Source organism: Streptomyces sp. PR69 (assembly GCF_026420845.1).
Lineage (GTDB): Bacteria > Actinomycetota > Actinomycetes > Streptomycetales > Streptomycetaceae > Streptomyces.
This window is the reverse complement of sequence record NZ_JAOWCB010000011.1, coordinates 57,714-75,534: the sequence shown is the minus strand read 5'-3', so window position 1 is coordinate 75,534 and position 17,821 is coordinate 57,714. Positions and strand designations below refer to the sequence as shown.

Annotated in this window: 16 protein-coding genes; 9 read left to right on the top strand and 7 right to left on the bottom strand. The window is 71.5% G+C overall.

The features are described 5' to 3' along the window. Nucleotides 1-41 precede the first annotated feature (41 nt). The 5 genes from kdpF (at nt 42) to OF819_RS13430 (ending at nt 5,065) form a co-directional block, all read left to right on the top strand. Nucleotides 42-131 (top strand): K(+)-transporting ATPase subunit F, encoded by a 90-nt coding sequence (gene kdpF, locus OF819_RS13450; RefSeq protein WP_267243717.1) that lies wholly within the window; start codon nt 42-44, stop codon nt 129-131. Nucleotides 132-548: 417 nt separating this feature from the next. Then, nucleotides 549-3,113, top strand: a complete 2,565-nt coding sequence (locus OF819_RS13445) for an ATP-binding protein (protein ID WP_267243716.1) — start codon at nt 549-551, stop codon at nt 3,111-3,113. A gap of 74 nt (nt 3,114-3,187) precedes the next feature. Next, nucleotides 3,188-3,880: a response regulator gene (locus OF819_RS13440; protein ID WP_267243715.1), complete on the top strand. Its 693-nt coding sequence runs from the start codon at nt 3,188-3,190 to the stop codon at nt 3,878-3,880. A 33-nt stretch (nt 3,881-3,913) separates the two neighbouring features. Further along, nucleotides 3,914-4,312, top strand: a complete 399-nt coding sequence (locus OF819_RS13435) for an OB-fold nucleic acid binding domain-containing protein (protein ID WP_267243714.1) — start codon at nt 3,914-3,916, stop codon at nt 4,310-4,312. A gap of 3 nt (nt 4,313-4,315) precedes the next feature. Then, nucleotides 4,316-5,065: a DUF3159 domain-containing protein gene (locus OF819_RS13430; RefSeq protein WP_267243713.1), complete on the top strand. Its 750-nt coding sequence runs from the start codon at nt 4,316-4,318 to the stop codon at nt 5,063-5,065. A 331-nt stretch (nt 5,066-5,396) separates the two neighbouring features. On the opposite strand, the gene OF819_RS13425 is transcribed toward OF819_RS13430, so the two are convergent. Both OF819_RS13425 and OF819_RS13420 read right to left on the bottom strand, forming a co-directional pair. Next, nucleotides 5,397-6,077, bottom strand: a complete 681-nt coding sequence (locus OF819_RS13425; RefSeq protein WP_267243712.1) for a potassium channel family protein — start codon at nt 6,075-6,077, stop codon at nt 5,397-5,399. Further along, complete coding sequence (locus OF819_RS13420) at nt 6,077-6,745, bottom strand: potassium channel family protein (RefSeq protein WP_267243811.1); 669 nt, start codon at nt 6,743-6,745, stop codon at nt 6,077-6,079. Before OF819_RS13420 ends, OF819_RS13425 begins: the two co-directional genes overlap by 1 nt. A gap of 167 nt (nt 6,746-6,912) precedes the next feature. Between OF819_RS13420 and OF819_RS13415 the strand changes: the two genes are divergently transcribed. The 4 genes from OF819_RS13415 (at nt 6,913) to OF819_RS13400 (ending at nt 12,302) form a co-directional block, all read left to right on the top strand. Continuing rightward, nucleotides 6,913-8,961, top strand: a complete 2,049-nt coding sequence (locus OF819_RS13415; protein WP_267243711.1) for an APC family permease — start codon at nt 6,913-6,915, stop codon at nt 8,959-8,961. 83 nt (nt 8,962-9,044) lie between these two features. Then, nucleotides 9,045-10,373: a class I SAM-dependent RNA methyltransferase gene (locus OF819_RS13410; protein ID WP_267243710.1), complete on the top strand. Its 1,329-nt coding sequence runs from the start codon at nt 9,045-9,047 to the stop codon at nt 10,371-10,373. A gap of 470 nt (nt 10,374-10,843) precedes the next feature. Then, nucleotides 10,844-11,401, top strand: a complete 558-nt coding sequence (locus OF819_RS13405) for a DUF3291 domain-containing protein (RefSeq protein ID WP_267243709.1) — start codon at nt 10,844-10,846, stop codon at nt 11,399-11,401. 232 nt (nt 11,402-11,633) lie between these two features. After that, nucleotides 11,634-12,302: a phosphatase PAP2 family protein gene (locus OF819_RS13400; RefSeq protein WP_267243708.1), complete on the top strand. Its 669-nt coding sequence runs from the start codon at nt 11,634-11,636 to the stop codon at nt 12,300-12,302. Between the two features lie 14 nt (nt 12,303-12,316). On the opposite strand, the gene OF819_RS13395 is transcribed toward OF819_RS13400, so the two are convergent. From OF819_RS13395 to OF819_RS13375, 5 genes are read right to left on the bottom strand one after another with little or no spacing between them, the layout of a single operon-like run. Then, nucleotides 12,317-13,687 carry a glutamate-1-semialdehyde 2,1-aminomutase gene (locus OF819_RS13395; RefSeq protein WP_416370527.1) on the bottom strand — a complete coding sequence of 457 codons (1,371 nt, stop codon included), beginning with the start codon at nt 13,685-13,687 and terminating at the stop codon, nt 12,317-12,319. A gap of 7 nt (nt 13,688-13,694) precedes the next feature. Next, complete coding sequence (locus tag OF819_RS13390; protein ID WP_267243707.1) at nt 13,695-14,246, bottom strand: dTDP-4-dehydrorhamnose 3,5-epimerase family protein; 552 nt, start codon at nt 14,244-14,246, stop codon at nt 13,695-13,697. Then, complete coding sequence (locus OF819_RS13385; RefSeq protein WP_267243706.1) at nt 14,243-15,562, bottom strand: polysaccharide pyruvyl transferase family protein; 1,320 nt, start codon at nt 15,560-15,562, stop codon at nt 14,243-14,245. Before OF819_RS13385 ends, OF819_RS13390 begins: the two co-directional genes overlap by 4 nt. Beyond that, entirely contained in the window at nt 15,559-16,515 is a 957-nt protein-coding gene (locus OF819_RS13380) for a glycosyltransferase family 2 protein (protein WP_267243705.1), read from the bottom strand. Before OF819_RS13380 ends, OF819_RS13385 begins: the two co-directional genes overlap by 4 nt. Beyond that, complete coding sequence (locus tag OF819_RS13375; RefSeq protein ID WP_416370526.1) at nt 16,512-17,819, bottom strand: hypothetical protein; 1,308 nt, start codon at nt 17,817-17,819, stop codon at nt 16,512-16,514. Before OF819_RS13375 ends, OF819_RS13380 begins: the two co-directional genes overlap by 4 nt. Nucleotides 17,820-17,821 lie beyond the last annotated feature (2 nt).

Below are 17,821 nucleotides of genomic sequence, written 5' to 3'. Positions count from 1 at the left end.
TTCGCACTGGTGGCCCTCATCGCCAAGGGGGTGGCGAAGCTGTGAGCGCCGAGCACATCGTCGGCCTCGTCGTGGCCGCCGCCCTGCTGGGATACCTCGTCCTCGCCCTGCTGTACCCGGAGAGGTTCTGAGCCCTGCGATCAGCCCTGACCAGGCGTTCAACACCGCCGCGTCCTCCGTCTCGGACACCAGCTGGCAGTCGTACGCATCCTGCTGCCGCTCTCCGCCGTCGCCTCGGTCCCGCTGCCGCTTGGGCGGTTTCTGCCGATGGCCGCTCCCTCATCTCCGGAGTCGGGTGACCCGCCGTGAGCTTGCCGCCGGCTCCAGACAGCCCGGGTCGCCCATCCAACGGCCTGACAAGGCAGCAGGTGCGCGCCCTGGTGGAGGACCGTACCGCCGTGCGACGGCCGTGCCGCCAGGCAGCGCGGGCTGCCCGGCGGCACGCGGCTGACCGACGTCCACGTGGCAGGCGTCAGAATCGCGTCAATACCGACCCGAAGCCCACACCCCGTCCCATTTGCCGGAAAGACGCGCCGTAAAGTCAAGCCATGGGACGCGGCACGCTACGGATCTACCTGGGCGCGGCGCCCGGCGTCGGCAAGACGTACGCCATGCTCTCCGAGGCGCACCGCCGCGTCGAGCGCGGCGCCGACTGCGTCGTGGCCTTCGTCGAGCACCACGGCCGCCCCCGCACCGAGGCACTGCTCCACGGCCTGGAGCAGATCGCACGGCGCGAGCTGAGCCACCGCGGCGCGGACTTCACCGAGATGGACGTCGACGCCGTCCTCGCCCGCCGTCCGGCCGTCGCCCTGGTGGACGAACTGGCCCACACCAATGTGCCGGGCTCGCGCAACGCCAAGCGCTGGCAGGACGTGGCGGAGCTGCTGGCCGCGGGCATCGACGTGATATCCACGGTCAACATCCAGCATCTGGAGTCGCTCGGCGACGTCGTGGAGTCCATCACCGGCGTACGGCAGCGGGAGACCGTCCCCGACGAGGCAGTCCGCAGGGCCGACCAGATAGAGCTCGTCGACATGTCGCCCCAGGCACTGCGGCGCCGTATGGCCCACGGCAACGTCTGCCGCCCGGACAACGTCGACGCGGCCCTTTCCAACTACTTCCGCCCCGGCAATCTCACCGCCCTGCGCGAGCTGGCCCTGCTGTGGACCGCGGACCGGGTCGACGAATACCTCCAGCAGTACCGCGGCGAGCACGGCATACGGTCCACCTGGCAGGCACGCGAGCGCATCGTCGTCGGCCTCACAGGCGGACCCGAGGGCCGCACCCTCATCCGCAGGGCCGCCCGCCTGGCCGCCAAGGGCTCCGGCGGCGAGATCCTCGCCGTCTATGTGGCCCGCAGCGACGGGCTCACCTCCGCCTCGCCCGACGCGCCCAGGGAACTCGCCGTCCAGCGCACCCTGGTCGAGGACCTCGGCGGCACCTTCCACCACGTCATAGGCGACGAGGTCCCCGCCGCGCTGCTGGAGTTCGCACGCGGCGTCAACGCCACCCAGATCGTGCTCGGCTCCAGCCGCCGCAAGGCCTGGCAGTACGTCTTCGGGCCCGGCGTCGGCGCGACCGTCGCCCGCGACTCGGGGCCCGACCTCGACGTCCACATCGTCACCCACAGCGAGGCGGGCAAGGGCCGGGGACTGCCTGGGGCGCGCGGGGCACGCCTCGGCCGCTCCCGGATAGTCGCCGGCTGGCTCGTCGGCGTCGCCGCCCCGCTGCTGCTGGCGCTGCTGCTGAGGGCCTTCGGGGACTCCCTGGGGCTGGCCAACGACGTTCTGCTGTTCCTCTCCCTGACGGTCGCCGCGGCCCTGCTCGGGGGACTGCTGCCGGCGCTCGCCTCGGCCGCGGTCGGCTCCCTGCTGCTGAACTTCTGCTTCACCCCGCCCACGCACACCCTGACCGTCCACGACCCGCGCAATATCGTCGCGATCGCCGTCTTCTTCGCGGTCGCCGTGGCCGTGGCCTCCGTCGTCGACCTCGCCGCCCGCCGCACCCACCAGGCCGCCCGGCTGCGCGCCGAGTCCGAGATCCTGTCCTTCCTGGCCGGGAGCGTGCTGCGCGGGGAGACCACGCTGGACGCGCTGCTCCAGCGGGTGCGGGAGACCTTCGCCATGGACGGTGTGGCGCTGCTGGAGCGGACGGGCGACACCGCCCCCTGGACCTGCGCGGGCAGCGCCGGGACCGGCCCGGTCGTGGCCCGCCCCGAGGACGCGGACGTCGACATGCCCGTCGGCGGCCATATGGCGCTGGCGCTCTCCGGCCGGGTGCTGCCGGCCGAGGACCGCAGGGTGCTGGCCGCCTTCGCCGCCCAGGCCGCCGTCGTACTGGACCGGCAGCGGCTCCTCGGAGAGGCCGAGCGGGCCCGTGAACTGGCCGAGGGCAACCGCATCCGCACCGCTCTCCTCGCCGCGGTCAGCCACGATCTGCGCACCCCGCTCGCCGCGATCAAGGCGGCGGTGTCCTCCCTGCGGTCCGGCGACGTGGCGTGGTCGGACGAGGATGAGGCGGAGCTGCTCGCGGCGATCGAGGAAGGCGCGGACCGGCTGGACTGCCTCGTCGGCAACCTCCTGGACATGTCACGGCTCCAGACGGGCACCGTCACCCCGCTGATCCGCGAGACCGACCTCGACGAGGTCGTCCCGATGGCGCTCGCCGGCGTCTCCTCGGACAGCGTCGAGCTGGACATCCCCGAGACGCTGCCGATGGTCGCCGTCGACCGCGGACTGCTGGAGCGGTCCGTCGCCAACGTCGTCGAGAACGCCGTCAAGTACAGCCCGCCCGGCACGCCCGTCACCGTCGCCGCCAGCGTCCTCGGCGAACGCGTGGAGCTGCGGGTGGCCGACCGCGGCCCCGGAGTCCCCGACGACGCCAAGGAGCGGATCTTTGAACCCTTCCAGCGCTACGGCGACGCGCCGCGCGGGGCCGGGGTGGGGCTGGGGCTCGCCGTGGCCAGGGGCTTCGCCGAGGCCATGGGCGGCACGCTCAGCGCGGAGGACACCCCGGGCGGCGGGATGACCATGGTGCTGACGCTCCGGGCGTCGCCGCCTGGCCGGGAGCCCGGGGCCGTGCCGGCTCAGCTCCCCGCCCCGCTGACCTCCTGACCCCCTCCGTGACTCCTCCCTCGCAGTCCCGCACCGCCTCTCACAGTCCTCCTGCTACGGAAAGGCAGATCCGCATGACCCGGGTGCTCGTGGTCGACGACGAGCCGCAGATCGTACGCGCCCTCGTGATCAACCTGAAGGCGCGCAAGTACGACGTGGACGCGGCCGCCGACGGCGCCGGAGCCCTTGAGCTGGCCGCCGTCCGCCACCCCGACGTCGTGCTCCTCGACCTCGGCCTGCCCGACATGGACGGCGTCGAGGTGATCAGAGGGCTGCGCGGCTGGACGCGGGTGCCGATCCTGGTGCTCTCCGCCCGCCACAGCTCCGACGAGAAGGTCGAGGCCCTGGACGCGGGCGCGGACGACTACGTCACCAAGCCCTTCGGCATGGACGAGCTGCTGGCCCGGCTGCGGGCTGCCGTCCGCCGCGCGGAGCCGGCCGGAGGCGCGGACGGAGCCGACGGCGCCGCGGTGGTGGAGACCGCCGCCTTCACCGTCGACCTCGCCGCCAAGAAGGCGCGGCGTGAGGGGCGCGACATCCGGCTGACCCCGACGGAGTGGCATCTGCTGGAGGTGCTCATACGGAACACGGGCCGCCTGGTCAGCCAGAAGCAGCTGCTCCAGGAGGTCTGGGGACCCTCGTACGGCACCGAGACCAACTATCTGCGCGTCTATATGGCCCAGCTCAGGCGCAAGCTGGAGGCCGATCCCGCACACCCCCGGCATTTCGTCACCGAGCCCGGCATGGGATACCGCTTCGAACGTTGATCCGGTGGCGGGGGTGGCCGGTACGCTTTCCGTATGAGTGGCACACCCCGTCCCGACAAGCCGGCCGGCCGCTTCCGCCGTATGCTCGACCGGCTCTCCAGCACCCAGGAGGAGCTGGAGTCGGAGGAGCTGCGGGACGACGCGGAGGCGTCGGGCTGTACGCGCATCGCAGAGTGCGGCGACCGGCAGATCGTCAGGGTTGCTGGTACCTTGCGCACGGTCACCCTGCGCCCGCGGGCCGGTGTGCCCGCGCTGGAGGCGGAGCTCTTCGACGGGACGGCCCCGCTGGACGTCGTATGGCTCGGCCGCCGCTCCATCGCGGGCATTGAGCCGGGCCGCAGGCTCATCGCCTCGGGGCGGATATCCATGAACCACGGCCGCCGGGTGCTCTTCAATCCCAAATACGAACTCCGACCGCTCGGACAGGAGTAGCCGGTGACGTCTGTCGACAAGCCGACCCACACGACCACTGACGACCAGCAGCCAGGAGGCGCCTCGGACGCGACGAAGACCGTCACGGAGGCCGCGCTGTTCGAGGCCTTCGGCGGCGTGCGCGGCATGGTGGAGACGGTTCTGCCGGGCCTGCTCTTCGTGACCATCTACACGGTCAACAAGGACCTCCACCTCTCGGCGCTCGCCGCGCTCGCGGTGTCGCTGGTGCTCGTCGCGGTGCGGCTGGTGCGCAGGGACACGGTCAAGCACGCCTTCAGCGGGGTGTTCGGCGTCGCGTTCGGCGTCGTCTTCGCGATGATGACCGGCAACGCCAAGGACTTCTATCTGCCGGGCATGCTGTACACGCTCGGCCTCGGCGTCACCTATATCGCGACGACGCTCGCGGGCGTCCCGCTGATCGGCCTGATCCTGGGCCCGGTCTTCAAGGAGAACCTCTCCTGGCGCACCCGCAACCCCGGCCGCAAGAAGGCCTACGCCAAGGCCAGCTGGGCCTGGGGCCTCATCCTGCTCGCCAAGTGCGCGATCCTCTTCCCGCTCTACTGGTGGGCCGACACCACGCAGCTCGGCTGGGTCCTGGTCGCCCTGAAGATCCCGCCGTTCCTGCTGGCCGTCTATCTGACCTGGGTCTTCCTGGCGAAGGCGCCCCCGCCGATCGACGTCTTCGCCGAAATGGAAGCGAAGGAACGCGCGGAGCGGGAGCGGGCGGCGGCCCCCCAAGCGCCGGAGGCGTAGCCTGCGGACCGCCCCCGCCCCGTGACTCCGGGAGCCGACGTCCCGGCCTCCTCGGCCGTCAGACCGCGCGGGGCGGCCTCTCTGTGAGGTGCGGGCAGCCGAGGCCACGGCGCGACGCTGCCCCCTGCGGGGTGTGCGGGCGCCGGCCCCCGTACACCGCCGTACCCCCGGAGGGCAATGCCGTTGCCTTATCCAGCGGTCCTGGGCCCGTCAGCTGCGGCAAGCCGCCCCGCGGAGACGGCGAAGGCCCTGTCGGTGCGACGGCATTCCTCCGGAGGGTCTGGGGCGGAGCCCTCAGACCAGGGAAGGGGCGCGGGACAGAGCCCCCGCCTCAGCCCGCCGGATTCTCCTCGCGCCGCGCCGACAGCAGGTCCTCCAACTGCTCCTCCCGCGCCTGCGCCGCGACGAACAGCAGCTCGTCCCCCTCCTCCAGCGTCTCCTGCGCGGTGGGCGTCAGCACCCGCGAGCCGCGGATGATCGTCACCAGGGAGGTGTCCTGCGGCCAGGCCACCGCGCCCACCTGCGTACCGGCGATCGCCGACTCCGGCGGCAGCGTCAGCTCCACCAGATTCGCGTCGCCGTGGCTGAAGCGCAGCAGCCGCACCAGATCGCCGACGCTCACCGCCTCCTCCACCAGCGCCGACATCAGCCGCGGGGTGGACACCGCGACATCCACGCCCCATGACTCATTGAAGAGCCACTCGTTCTTGGGGTTGTTGACCCGCGCGACCACCCTCGGAACCGCGTACTCCGTCTTCGCCAGCAGCGAGACCACCAGATTGACCTTGTCGTCGCCGGTCGCCGCGATCACCACATTGCAGCGCTGCAGCGCCGCCTCGTCCAGCGACGTGATCTCACAGGCGTCGGCCAGCAGCCACTCCGCCTGCGGCACCCGCTCCACCGAGATCGCGGTCGGGGCCTTGTCGATCAGCAGCACCTCGTGCCCGTTCTCCAGCAGCTCGCCCGCGATGGACCGGCCCACCGCACCGGCGCCCGCAATCGCCACACGCATCAGCGACCGCCCTCCTCAGGCCCCTCGGCGAAGGCCGCCTCGACCTTCTCGATCTCGTCCGTGCGCATCATCACGTGCACGAGGTCGCCCTCCTGCAGCACCGTCTGGGACGTCGGCAGCATCGCCTCGCCCAGCCGGGTGATGAAGGCGACCCGCACGCCCGTCTCCTCCTGCAGCTTGCTGATCTTGTGCCCGATCCAGGAGGGCGCGGTGTGCACCTCGGCGAGCTGCACGCTCCCGCTGGGATCGCGCCACAGCGGCTCCGCGCCGGACGGCAGCAGCCGCCGCAGCATCTGGTCCGCGGTCCAGCGCACGGTGGCGACCGTGGGGATGCCCAGACGCTGGTAGACCTCCGCACGCCGCGGGTCGTAGATCCGGGCCGCCACATTCTCGATGCCGAACATCTCACGGGCCACACGCGCCGCGATGATGTTGGAATTGTCACCGCTGCTGACCGCGGCGAACGCGCCCGCGTCCTCGATCCCCGCCTCACGCAGGGTGTCCTGGTCGAACCCGATTCCGGTGACGCGGCGTCCCCCGAACCCGGAGCCCAGGCGGCGGAAGGCCGTGGGGTCCTGATCCACGACGGCCACCGTGTGCCCCTGCTGTTCCAGGGTCTGCGCGAGAGCGGCTCCCACTCGCCCGCATCCCATGATGACGATGTGCACGACCGTCCTTCCGGCTGTCCTGTCCCGGTCCTGGACAGGGTGAGTCATTGCTCAGGGTTTGCTCAGGGTTAACAGGGTCTCAGACCGCGGCCCAAGCTACACACGCACCGTAGCCGTGGGGACCCCTGCGACCGTCCGGCTCATTAGCACCCCTTACGATCCTCTGCGTGTCCAAACTGACCGACGTGCCCAAACGTATTCTTATCGGGCGCGCTCTTCGCAGCGACCGGCTGGGCGAGACTCTTCTCCCCAAGCGCATCGCACTCCCCGTCTTCGCCTCGGACCCGCTGTCCTCGGTGGCGTACGCACCGGGCGAGGTGCTGCTGGTCCTGTCGCTCGCAGGCGTCTCGGCGTACCACTTCAGTCCCTGGATCGCCGCCGCCGTCGTCGTGCTGATGTTCACGGTCGTCGCCTCCTACCGGCAGAACGTGCGCGCCTATCCGAGCGGCGGCGGCGACTACGAGGTCGCCCACACCAATCTGGGCCCCAAGGCCGGACTGACCGTCGCCAGCGCCCTGCTGGTGGACTACGTCCTCACCGTCGCCGTGTCCATCGCCTCCGGAGTGGAGAACCTCGGCTCCGCCGTCCCGTTCGTCGTCGAACACAAGGTGCTCAGCGCACTCGCCGTCATCCTGCTGCTGACCCTGATGAATCTGCGCGGAGTCAAGGAGTCCGGCAGGCTCTTCGCCATTCCCACCTATGTCTTCGTCGGCGGGGTCTTCCTGCTGATCGCCTGGGGCACGTTCAAAGGGCTGGTGCTGGGCGACTCCATGAGAGCCCCGACAGCCGACTTCGAGATCAAGCCCGAGCATCAGGGACTGGCCGGCTTCGCCCTGCTCTTTCTGCTGCTGCGGGCCTTCTCCTCCGGCTGTGCCGCGCTCACCGGCGTCGAGGCGATCAGCAACGGCGTCCCCGCCTTCCGCAAACCGAAGAGCAGGAACGCGGCGAACACCCTGGCCCTGATGGGCGTGCTCGCCGTCACCATGTTCTGCGGAATCATCGGTCTCGCCATGGCCACCGGGGTGAAGATGGCGGAGTTCCCGGCCAAGGACCTGGTCCGCGACGGCGTGCCGGTCGGCGAGGACTATGTCCAGGACCCGGTGATCGCCCAGGTCGCCGCCGCTGTCTTCGGCGAGGGCACGTTCTTCTTCGCGCTGCTCGCAGCGGCCACCGCGCTTGTGCTGTTCCTGGCCGCCAACACCGCGTACAACGGCTTCCCGGTGCTCGGCTCCATCCTCGCCCAGGACCGCTATCTGCCGCGCCAGCTGCTCACCCGCGGCGACCGGCTCGCCTTCTCCAACGGCATTGTGCTGCTGGCCGGCGCGGCCGGGCTGCTCGTCTACCTCTACGACGCCGACTCCACCCGGCTCATCCAGCTCTACATCGTCGGCGTCTTCGTCTCCTTCACCCTCAGCCAGACCGGCATGGTGCGGCACTGGAACCGCAAGCTGCGGACCGAGAAGAACCCGGCCAAGCGGCGCATCATGATCCGCTCGCGGGCCATCAACGCCTTCGGGGCGTTCTTCACCGGCCTTGTCCTGGTCGTCGTCCTGGCCACCAAGTTCACCCACGGCGCGTGGGTGGCGCTGCTCGGCATGGTGATCTTCTATGTGGTCATGAGCGCGATCCGCCGGCACTACGACGCGGTCGCCGAGGAGATCGCCGCGCCCGACGAGCCCACCGACGACAGCGTGCGTCCCTCCCGGGTCCACGCCATCGTGCTGGTCTCCAAGGTGCACCGCCCCACCCTGCGGGCCCTCGCGTATGCGCAGCTGATGCGCGTCGACAAGCTGGAGGCCGTCAGCATCAGCGTGGACGCGGACGACAGCAAGGCGCTGCGCGCCGAGTGGGAGCGCCGCGCCATCGATGTGCCGCTGAAGATCCTCGACTCGCCGTACCGCGAGATCACCCGGCCGGTCATCGACTACGTCAAGGGGCTGCGACGCGAAAGCCCGCGGGACGTCGTCAGCGTGGTCATCCCGGAATATGTGGTCGGGCACTGGTACGAGCATCTGCTGCACAACCAGAGCGCGCTGCGGCTCAAGGGCCGGCTCCTGTTCACCCCGGGCGTGATGGTCACCTCGGTGCCGTACCAGCTGGTGTCGTCGGAGGCGGCGAAGCGGCGGGCGAAGAAGCGCCAGGAGTGGAACGCCCCGGGTTCGGTGCGCCGCGGCCCGGTGGACGGCCGGCCCAAGGACCCCGGTGGCCGGAGCTGAGCGGAAAGCCGACGTACACTGACAGGCTGTTGTCCTGCCCTTCGCGGGCGCCCCGCCCCTTTCACCTCAGGAGTCACCCCGCCATGCCGAACGAAACCGAGTCGTCGCTGGTCGGGGAGGAGTACGAGGTCGAGGTCGGCCCCGTCGCACACGGCGGCCACTGCATCGCCCGCACGGACGAGGGCCGGGTGCTGTTCGTCCGGCATGCGCTGCCCGGCGAGAAGGCGGTCGTCCGCGTCACCGAGGGCGCGGAGGACTCCCGCTTTCTGCGCGCCGACGCGGTGCGGGTGATCGAGGCCTCCAAGGACCGCATCGAGGCGCCCTGCCCCTTCGCCGGGCCCGGCAAGTGCGGCGGCTGCGACTGGCAGCACGCCAAGCCCGGAGCACAGCGGAGGCTCAAGGGCGAGGTGATCGCCGAGCAGCTGAAGCGGCTGGCCGGGCTCACCCCTGAGGAGGCGGGCTGGGACGGCACCGTTATGCCCGCCCCCGGCGACAAGCTCCCGGCGGGCCAGGTGCCCGCCTGGCGCACGCGCGTCCAGTACGCCGTCGACGCCGAGGGCCGGGCCGGACTGCGCAGGCACCGCTCGCATGAGGTGGAGCCCGTAGACCACTGCATGATCGCCGCCGAGGGGGTCAGCGAACTGGGCATCGAGCGCCGCGTCTGGCCTCAGCTGGCCTCCGTCGAGGCCATCGCGGCCACCGGCTCCAACGACCGCCAGGTCGTCCTCACCCCGCGCCCCGGCGGCCGGCTGCCCCTCGTCGAACTGGACAAGCCGGTCTCCGTCCTCCGCGTCGAGGAACGCGACGGCTCGGTCCACCGGGTCCACGGCCGCGCCTTCGTCCGCGAACGCGCCGACGGCCGCACCTACCGCGTCGGCATGGGCGGCTTCTGGCAGGTCCATCCGCAGGCCGCGGACGTCCTGGTCACCGCGGTGATGCAGGGCCTGATGCCGCGCAAGGGCGAGACCGCGCTCGACCTCTACTGCGGCGTGGGCCTGTTCGCCGGCGCCATCGCCGACCGCGTCGGAGACCAAGGCGCGGTCCTCGGCATCGAATCCTCCAAGCGCGCCGTCGAGGACGCCCGGCACAACCTCAAGGACTTCGACCGCGTCCGCATCGAACAGGGCAAGGTCGAACAGGCCCTGCCGCGCACCGGCATCACTGAGACGGACCTCATCGTCCTCGACCCACCCCGCGCCGGCGCGGGCCGCCAGACGGTCGCCCACCTCACCGCCCTCGGCGCCCGCCGCATCGCCTACGTCGCCTGCGACCCCGCGGCCCTCGCCCGCGACCTCGCCTACTTCCGCACGGGCGGCTACAGGCCCCGCACCCTGCGGGCGTTCGACCTCTTCCCGATGACCCATCACGTGGAGTGCGTGGCGATCCTGGAGCCTGTCGCAAAGGGCTCCTGACCTGCGGTTTCGTGCGTGCCCATTATGTGCGTTGTGGGTGTTACAGGCGATATCTTGACGCTGAAATGACGCTCATTGACGCTCGTTCTGATGGGGTGTCAGGCACCTTGTCGGCAGGTCAGCCCCTGTCAAAGTGGCGAGCATCAATGGGGCGCCGAGGGCAGGTGACGCTGAGCGAAGACCTACTGAGTCCTGCTGGTCAGGTCACGTCCGCTTGAGCGGGGTTGTCGATGCTGCTTCTCGGCATCTGATGGGCCGATGCGGACTTCCACGGAGGCAGGCAGGCAGCGCCACCGCCCCAGCTCCCGCAAGGACCTGTGCAAGAGGCCACTTGGACAGGGAAATCGCAACTTCGACATGGCTTGCAGAGGTAGCTACCTTCACCTGGTCTTCGGTGGCCCACGGTCGCACAGGGCCTCCTTCAGGCTGGGCCGCCGCGACACCAGGCAGCCCCAACCAGGGAGAGACGCATGCCCCATCTTGCTCTGTACACATTCGGCGTCCTGAAGTCACCTCTCGCCGATCCCGCACCTCTCACGCGCGAGTTCTACGACATTGGTGAGACCGTCTACCGGAAGATCAGTCAGCAACCCGGATACCTCGCGCGCGCTGAAGCGGCAGACGGTGACCGGGGCGCGCTCTTCGAGGCGGACTGGGGTGCATGGGGAGAGTTCGCCGTACCGACTTGGTACAGCAAGGGCCATACGCTGGAAACCACCGCCCTGGCCGCGACCCTCTCGCTCTGGACCGACCTGCGCCCCGCCTTCGACGCCGTCTACACCGGTCTGCACCGTGAGGCGCTGAACAGGCGTTACGACTGGTTCGAGAGGACAGGGCACCCGAGTTACGTGTTCTGGTGGGTCTCCGACGGCGTGATACCCACCTGGCGGGACGGGGTTTCCAGGCTGGAGCACCTCCACGACCACGGCCCCGCGCCGCACGCCTTCACCTTCCACGACTCGTTCGCCCCGGACGGAACTCCGACCAGGATCAAAGGCATCGGGCCGAAGAGCGACCAGGTTCGCTGAGCAGAGCCAGTGCGGCGACGCAGGAGCGTCACTGTCCCGCGCAAGGCTTGGCCAACTGGCGTCTTTCCGATGGCGCATCACGTGGAGTGCTTCGCGATTCTTGGGCCGGTTCGATAGACTTTGGGGCCGCACAGGCCGGTGGCTCCCGCGTGGGCCAGGTCAGACATGACGGGGGAAACGCCATCTGCCGATCACGGTGGACTGCCGCAGGCCGACCGGGCGCGGTGGGCGTGTGACCGGCCGGCTGGTGGCCGTGGTGCTGCCGCCGGGGCTGCGTGTGTGGCTCGGGCTGATCGCGGGTCTCGCCGCGGTGGTGGTCGTCGGGCTCGGGGGGCTGTACGCCGGTGACGGCGAGCCCGGCGTGGTGGATTCGCGGATCTGGGCGGTGGTGCACGGGGTGGGGACGCCGTGGCGGAATGTCGCTCTGGCCATGGACTTCTTGGGGGAGCCCGTGGGAGCGGCGGCGCTGGTCCTGGCCGCCGTGACCGGCTGTCTGCTGCTTCGGCGTCCTCGCGCGGCTGTGCTCGTCGTCGCCGGCGCCGGCCTGACCGTGGGGACGACGACGCTGCTCAAGCCCCTGGTGGGGCGCACCATCCATGACGGGCATCTGTCCTACCCGAGCGGGCACACCGCCTTCGCCACCGCGCTCGCCCTCATGGTGGCGCTGCTCGCGGTCGGCCGGTTCGGCCTCGGCAGGGCGGCCGGCATATCACTCGTGCTCGCCGCCGCGCTGGTCGCCGGGGCCGCCATGGGCTGGGCGCAGGTCGCCCTGGGCGCGCACTACCCGACCGACGTCCTCGGCGGCTGGTGCACCGCGCTGGCGGTGATGCCGGCGACCGCGTGGCTGGTCGATCGGATGGCCGATCGGATGGCCGACGGCGGTCGGCGGGAGCGTGCCTGACTGATCGTCAGATCTCAGGCCAGGCGGCGGAATACGGGTTTCACCGGCCGTCCCGCCAGCCAGGGTGTGGGGTCGGCGGCGTCCAGTGCCTTCCGGTACACCGCACACGCCTGGGCCACCACATCGACGGTGTGATCGATGTCGGCGTCGTCGAGCGCGCTGCTCACCACGAACGACGGGGCCAGCACCCCGCCCATGAGGAGCCGGCGCAGAAACAGGGTGCGGTACTGCTGCGACGGCTGCCGGTTCTCGTCGAGGGTGGCGAAGACCAGGTTGCTGGCCCGTCCCCGGACGACGATGTGGTCGCCGACGCCCATGCCGGCCGCGGCGTCGCGGACTCCGGCGGCCAACCGCTCGCCGAGGGAGTGCAGCTGCGCGGTGACGCCCTCTTCGGCGTACGTGGCTTGCACGGCCATCGCGGCTGCCAGCGAGTGCGTTTCCGCACCGTGCGTCGTGGACAGCAGGAACACCCGGTCGCCGGAGTGACGCAGCCCGCCCCGCTCCATCAGATCACGGCGCCCGGCCAGCGCGGAGACGGCGAATCCGTTGCCCAGCGCCTTGCCGAACGTGGAGAGGTCGGGGACGACGCCGTAGAGGCCCTGGGCGCCCGCCTCGGACCAGCGGAAGCCGGTGATCATCTCATCGAAGATCAGTACGCAGCCGTGCCGGTCGGCCAGCTCGCGCAGGCCGGCGAGATACCCGGTCGGCGGCTCGGTGTGGGTGGCGGGTTCCAGGATCAGACAGGCGACCTCGTTCTCGTACCGGGTGAGAAGCTCCGCCGTGGCGGCCAGGTCGCCGTAGGGGAATGCCACGGTCAGGTCGCTGGTGGCCGCTGGAATGCCCGCGGACATCGGCGTGGCGCCGATAAACCAGTCGTCGACGGAGAAGAACGGATGGTCGGCGCAGATGGCTGCCCGCGGGCGCCCGGTGACGGCGCGGGCGAGGCGCACCGCGGCGGTGGTGGCGTCGGAGCCGTTCTTCGCGAACTTCACCATCTCGGCGGTCGGCACCGTGGCCAGGAAGCGTTCCGCGGCTTCGGCCTCCACGATGGACGGCCGGACGAAATTGCTGCCCCGGCCGAGTTCCCGCCGTACCGCCTCGATCACGCGTGGGTGGGCGTGGCCGAGGCTGACCGACCGCAGGCCGGAGCCGTACTCGATATAGCGGTTGCCGTCGATGTCCCACACATGCGCGCCACGGCCGTGGCTGATGACCGGGGCCAGGTTCTCGGGGTACTGGTCGTCGCCCTTGGCGTAGGTGTGCGCACCCCCCGGGATCAGGGCGTGCAGCCGCTCGTTCGCCAGCCGTGACCGGGGCAGGAGGGGCTCTTCGGCGTCCTGGGTGTCTTGGGTGTCCTGGGTGTCCTGGGTGTCTTGGGCGTTCACGCCGACCTCACTTCTCTATGTGTTTCAGGACCTCGGCGAGGCTCGGCGCCTCCCGGTCCCGCAGGGACGTCGATGTGACCGGCAGCGGCCACGGAATGGCGAGCTCCGGGTCGTCGAAGGCGATGGTCACGTCCTCGGCCGGATCGTGCGGGCGGTCGATCCGGTACGAGGTGTCGGCGGTCCCGGTCAGCGCCTGGAAGCCGTGCGCGCATCCCGCCGGGATATACAGGGTCGCCTGCGTCTCGTCGGACAGCTCGAAGAAGGCCCGGCCGCGGTACGTCGGCGAGTCCGGCCGCAGGTCCACGACGACGTCGAAGATCCTCCCGTACGAGCACCGCACAAGCTTGGCCTCTCCGGCGCCGGAGCGCAGATGCAGGCCGCGCAGCACACCGCGGGCCGAGCGGGACACGCTGTCCTGGACGAAGGCGTCCGGGTCCAGGCCCGCGGAGCGAACCACGTCGGCGTCGAAGGTGCGGCAGAAGAAGCCGCGTTCGTCGGCGTACGGCGTCGGCTCGAACAGGAACGCGCCCGCGATCTGCGGGACTTCGGTCGCTTTCATCGAGTCTCCCGATAGGCGTGGGCATGGTCGGCCGCCGGGAACAGGGCCGTGGTCAAGGCGCTGAACTGGTGCGCGAGTTGCCGTGCGGCGGCCAGGTTTCGCTCGGCGAGAGTCCGCCGCAGCTCCGCCGATCGCCGCTGAAGCGACCGGAACTGCTCCAGCAGCCGGTCGGCGTCGACCTCGCGAGCCGGGTGGCAGTACGCGGCCAGCCCCATCCGAGCCATGAGCGCGTCGCTCTTCGCCGCATAGCTGAGTGCGAGCGTCGGCGTGCCGGTCTTCAGCGCGCAGATCAGGTTGTGGTAACGGGTCGCCACCACGGTGTCGGCGGCCGCCGTCTCCTTCATCAGGTCGTCCAGCGAGGCCGCCTCGGCGGCGGTGACCAGCGGCGAGTCCACCGCGGCGAGGATCGCGGCGACCACCGGCGCGTCGCACTCGTCGCCGGTGAGCAGCCGGACGGGCCTGCCGTCTTCGACCAGCGCGCGGACGAAGCGGGTCGTTCCGTCGAGGTAGCGGCGGTGGATCTCCTCGGCCCGCGCACGGTCGTCGTTGCCGCCGTGGAAGTCCATGACGCCGACGCAGACTTGGCCCGGGGGGACTGAGCGCTTGTCGGGTCCGCTCGCCCGCGGCGTCGGCGTCGGCGTCAGGGTCGGCGTCGGCGTCGGCGTCGGGGTCAGGGTCGGCGTCGGGGTCGGGGTCGGGGTCGGCGTCGGCAGGGCGAAGGCGAGGTCCGGGTAGACCTCGTCGCGCGCGGTGTCCACGCCCATCGCCCGCATCGCGTCGCGGGACAGGGTGTCCCGGTACGACCGGTACGCGGCCAGCCGCGCAGACCAGCGCACCAGGGCCCGGGTCGGCCGGTCCCTGATCGTGTCCGCGCCCACGCCGACCAGCGCGACCCGGGCCCCGAACAGCCGGCCGGACGCGCACAGCAGGAACAGCGAGTACGGGAAGCCCCACGGCCGCAGCGGCAGTGTGGCCTCCAGGACGCCCATGCCCGGCACGATCACCACGTCGTGCCGGCGCACCCAGGCGGCGGTGCGGACCGCGTCGACGAGTTTGCCCAGCCCCTTCGCCGCGACCGCGCCCGCACGCGACGCGGTCCGGTACTCCCCGCGGTACCAGTGCAGCCGCGTCGCGGGGATCCCGTACCGGCTCTCGACTGCCTCGGGTCCGCCGCACAGCGCGTCCACGGCCGCCCCCGGGTGCTCGGCGCGGAGGTAGCCGAGCACGGCTTCCAGCGACCCGTCGTTGCCGAGGTTGCCGGAGCCGAGCAGACCGAACAGCCCGACGCGCACCAAAGTCTCGTCCGCAGGTGTCATGCCCGCCTCCCCTCACGTCCTGCGACGAGGGCGTCGACGGAGACGGTGAGCCGGTCCGGGTCGACCGGGGCGCGGTCCTCGACCCGCTCGCCGGCGCCCGGCCGGACCCGGCTGGCCAGCCACGCGGCCAGGTGGCGGTAGCACGCGCGCCGGTCGGCCGGGGACAGCGGCGCCCGCCGGATCGCCGCGGCGAAGCCCCAGACGTACTCGGCGAGCAGCCGGGGCACCGGGTGCAGCGGGCCTGCCCGGCGCGGGTCCAGGTTGGCGCACCGGGAGCGCTTGGAAGGGTTCGCCCGCTCGGCGCGGGCAGGGTGGTCGCGGCGGAAGTACAGCAGCTCCGGCACCTGGTGGAAGGGCCCGTGCAGGGTTATCTCGGCGACGAACGTGCGGTCCGCGTGGTGGTAGCTGTCGTGCGGCTTCACCCGGCGCAGCACATCGGCCCGCATCACCCCGTAGAAGTCGTCGCCGCCGGGCTCGAACAGCAGGCTGCGGAAGCGCTCCGGAGCGTGCGGCGAGTCGGTAGCGAGCCCGTACTCGTACGGGACCTTCACCTGGCCGTCGCCGCCGATGACCGCCTGGCCGCTGTGTGCGAGGACCACGTCCGGCCGTTCGTCCAGCGCCGAGACGCACCGCCGCAGCAGGTCCCGGGCGTACAGGTCGTCGTGCGAGGCCCACTTGAACAACTCGCCGCGGCACTCGGTGAACACGTAGTTGTGGTTCGGCGCGGCGCCGATGTTCCGGGGCAGCCGGAGGTACCGGATGCGTGAGTCCCGCGCGGCGTACCGGCGGCAGATGTCCCGGGTCCCGTCGGTCGAGGCGTTGTCGGAGATAACCAGTTCGAAGTCCTCGTATGTCTGGCCGAGCAGGGCGTCGAGCGCCTCGGCGAGGTACTCCTCGCCGTTGTAGACGGGCAGGCCGATGCTCAGCCGCGGTAAGCGGCGAAATGCCGTCATGGTGTCCTCACTTCGCGATTGGGGTTGTGGCGGCGCTCGCGCAGGGCGGACCGCAGGTGCATCCACCACGCGGCCGTGCCGCAGACGGTCGCGGCGGCGACGCCCCAGGCCGAGCCGACCGCGCCGGCCGCGGCCGCCCCGCCGAGCCCGCCGCCGACATAGCAGGCGGAGGCGAACAGCTGGCAGCGCAGGCTGCGCCGGGCCGCGCTGAGCGCGCGCAGCCCGGCCGCCGCGCCGGTTGAGAGGCCGGCGGCCGCGACGCCGAGCGTGGCCGGCACGATGAGCTGTGAGGCGGGGTGCCAGACGCCGCCGAGCACAAGCTCGCCCAGCCGGTCCGGCGCCAGCAGCAGCGCAGCGCCCCAGAGCAGCGCGGCGGCGGCCTGCCCGCCGCCCAGCAGGAGGCAGAACGCGCCCAGCCGGTGCGGGGCCCGCCGCAGCACCCGCGCCGCCTCCGCGACGGTGACCAGCGAAAGGCCCATCAGCACAGCGAGGAACGGGCCGAGCAGCAGCTCGGCGCCCCGGACCACACCCACCGCGCTGACCCCGACGATCGCGCCGAGCCCGTATGCCCGCAGCTGGTTCGCGCCGCTGACGCAGGTGTTCTCGACCAGATACCGATAGCCGAGGTCGCGGTGTTCGCGAACCCACTCGCGCGCTCCGCTCATTTGGGGCCGGATGCCGGACTGGAAGCAGCCGTACACGGCGGCCGCCGCGGCGGCCCCGCCCCAGGCCAGCAGATACGCGGCCACGCCGGCCCCGCTGCCCATGCGGGCCGCTGCCACCATGGCCGGGACAAGCGCGACGCCCCATACGACGTCGTTGACGAACGCCTTCCGCCCGGCGCCGGCGGCGAAGAACGAGTACCGCCAGGCGTCCTGCAGCAGCAGCCCCGGCAGTATGACGCCGAGGCAGGCGAACGCGGTCCCCACGCGACCGCCGAGAGCCGAACCGGCCACCAGACACGCCGAGCCGATGGCGGCGCCGACGCCGAGCGCGGTGCCCGACGCCCGGGCGGTCGCCCGGCGCCAGGAGGCGTCGGACACCCCGCTGAAGCGCACCACGAGCGGGTCGGTGGCCAGCCCGCGGGAGACGCTGAGCACCACGCCGTACGTCACCCAGGCCAGGCTGAACACGCCGAACGCGGCCAGCCCGAGCGAGCGTGCCACGAAGATCCCCACCGCGAAGTTGGTCATGCTGGAGGCCGCCTGGTCGGCCAGTCCCCAGGACAGCCGGCCGACGATGGCCCGCCGGGCGGATCCGGCCGGCGCCGCCGCTGTCCGCGGATTCTCCCTCTCGGCGGCCATCG

Coding starts and splice junctions, on each gene's coding strand:
- OF819_RS13445 (WP_267243716.1), top strand. CDS start 549: ATGGGACGCGGCACGCTACGGATCTACCTGGGCGCGGCGCCCGGCGTC.
- OF819_RS13440 (WP_267243715.1), top strand. CDS start 3,188: ATGACCCGGGTGCTCGTGGTCGACGACGAGCCGCAGATCGTACGCGCC.
- OF819_RS13435 (WP_267243714.1), top strand. CDS start 3,914: ATGAGTGGCACACCCCGTCCCGACAAGCCGGCCGGCCGCTTCCGCCGT.
- OF819_RS13425 (WP_267243712.1), bottom strand. CDS start 6,077: ATGCGTGTGGCGATTGCGGGCGCCGGTGCGGTGGGCCGGTCCATCGCG.
- OF819_RS13410 (WP_267243710.1), top strand. CDS start 9,045: ATGCCGAACGAAACCGAGTCGTCGCTGGTCGGGGAGGAGTACGAGGTC.
- OF819_RS13405 (WP_267243709.1), top strand. CDS start 10,844: ATGCCCCATCTTGCTCTGTACACATTCGGCGTCCTGAAGTCACCTCTC.
- OF819_RS13390 (WP_267243707.1), bottom strand. CDS start 14,246: ATGAAAGCGACCGAAGTCCCGCAGATCGCGGGCGCGTTCCTGTTCGAG.
- OF819_RS13385 (WP_267243706.1), bottom strand. CDS start 15,562: ATGACACCTGCGGACGAGACTTTGGTGCGCGTCGGGCTGTTCGGTCTG.
- OF819_RS13380 (WP_267243705.1), bottom strand. CDS start 16,515: ATGACGGCATTTCGCCGCTTACCGCGGCTGAGCATCGGCCTGCCCGTC.
- OF819_RS13375 (WP_416370526.1), bottom strand. CDS start 17,819: ATGGCCGCCGAGAGGGAGAATCCGCGGACAGCGGCGGCGCCGGCCGGA.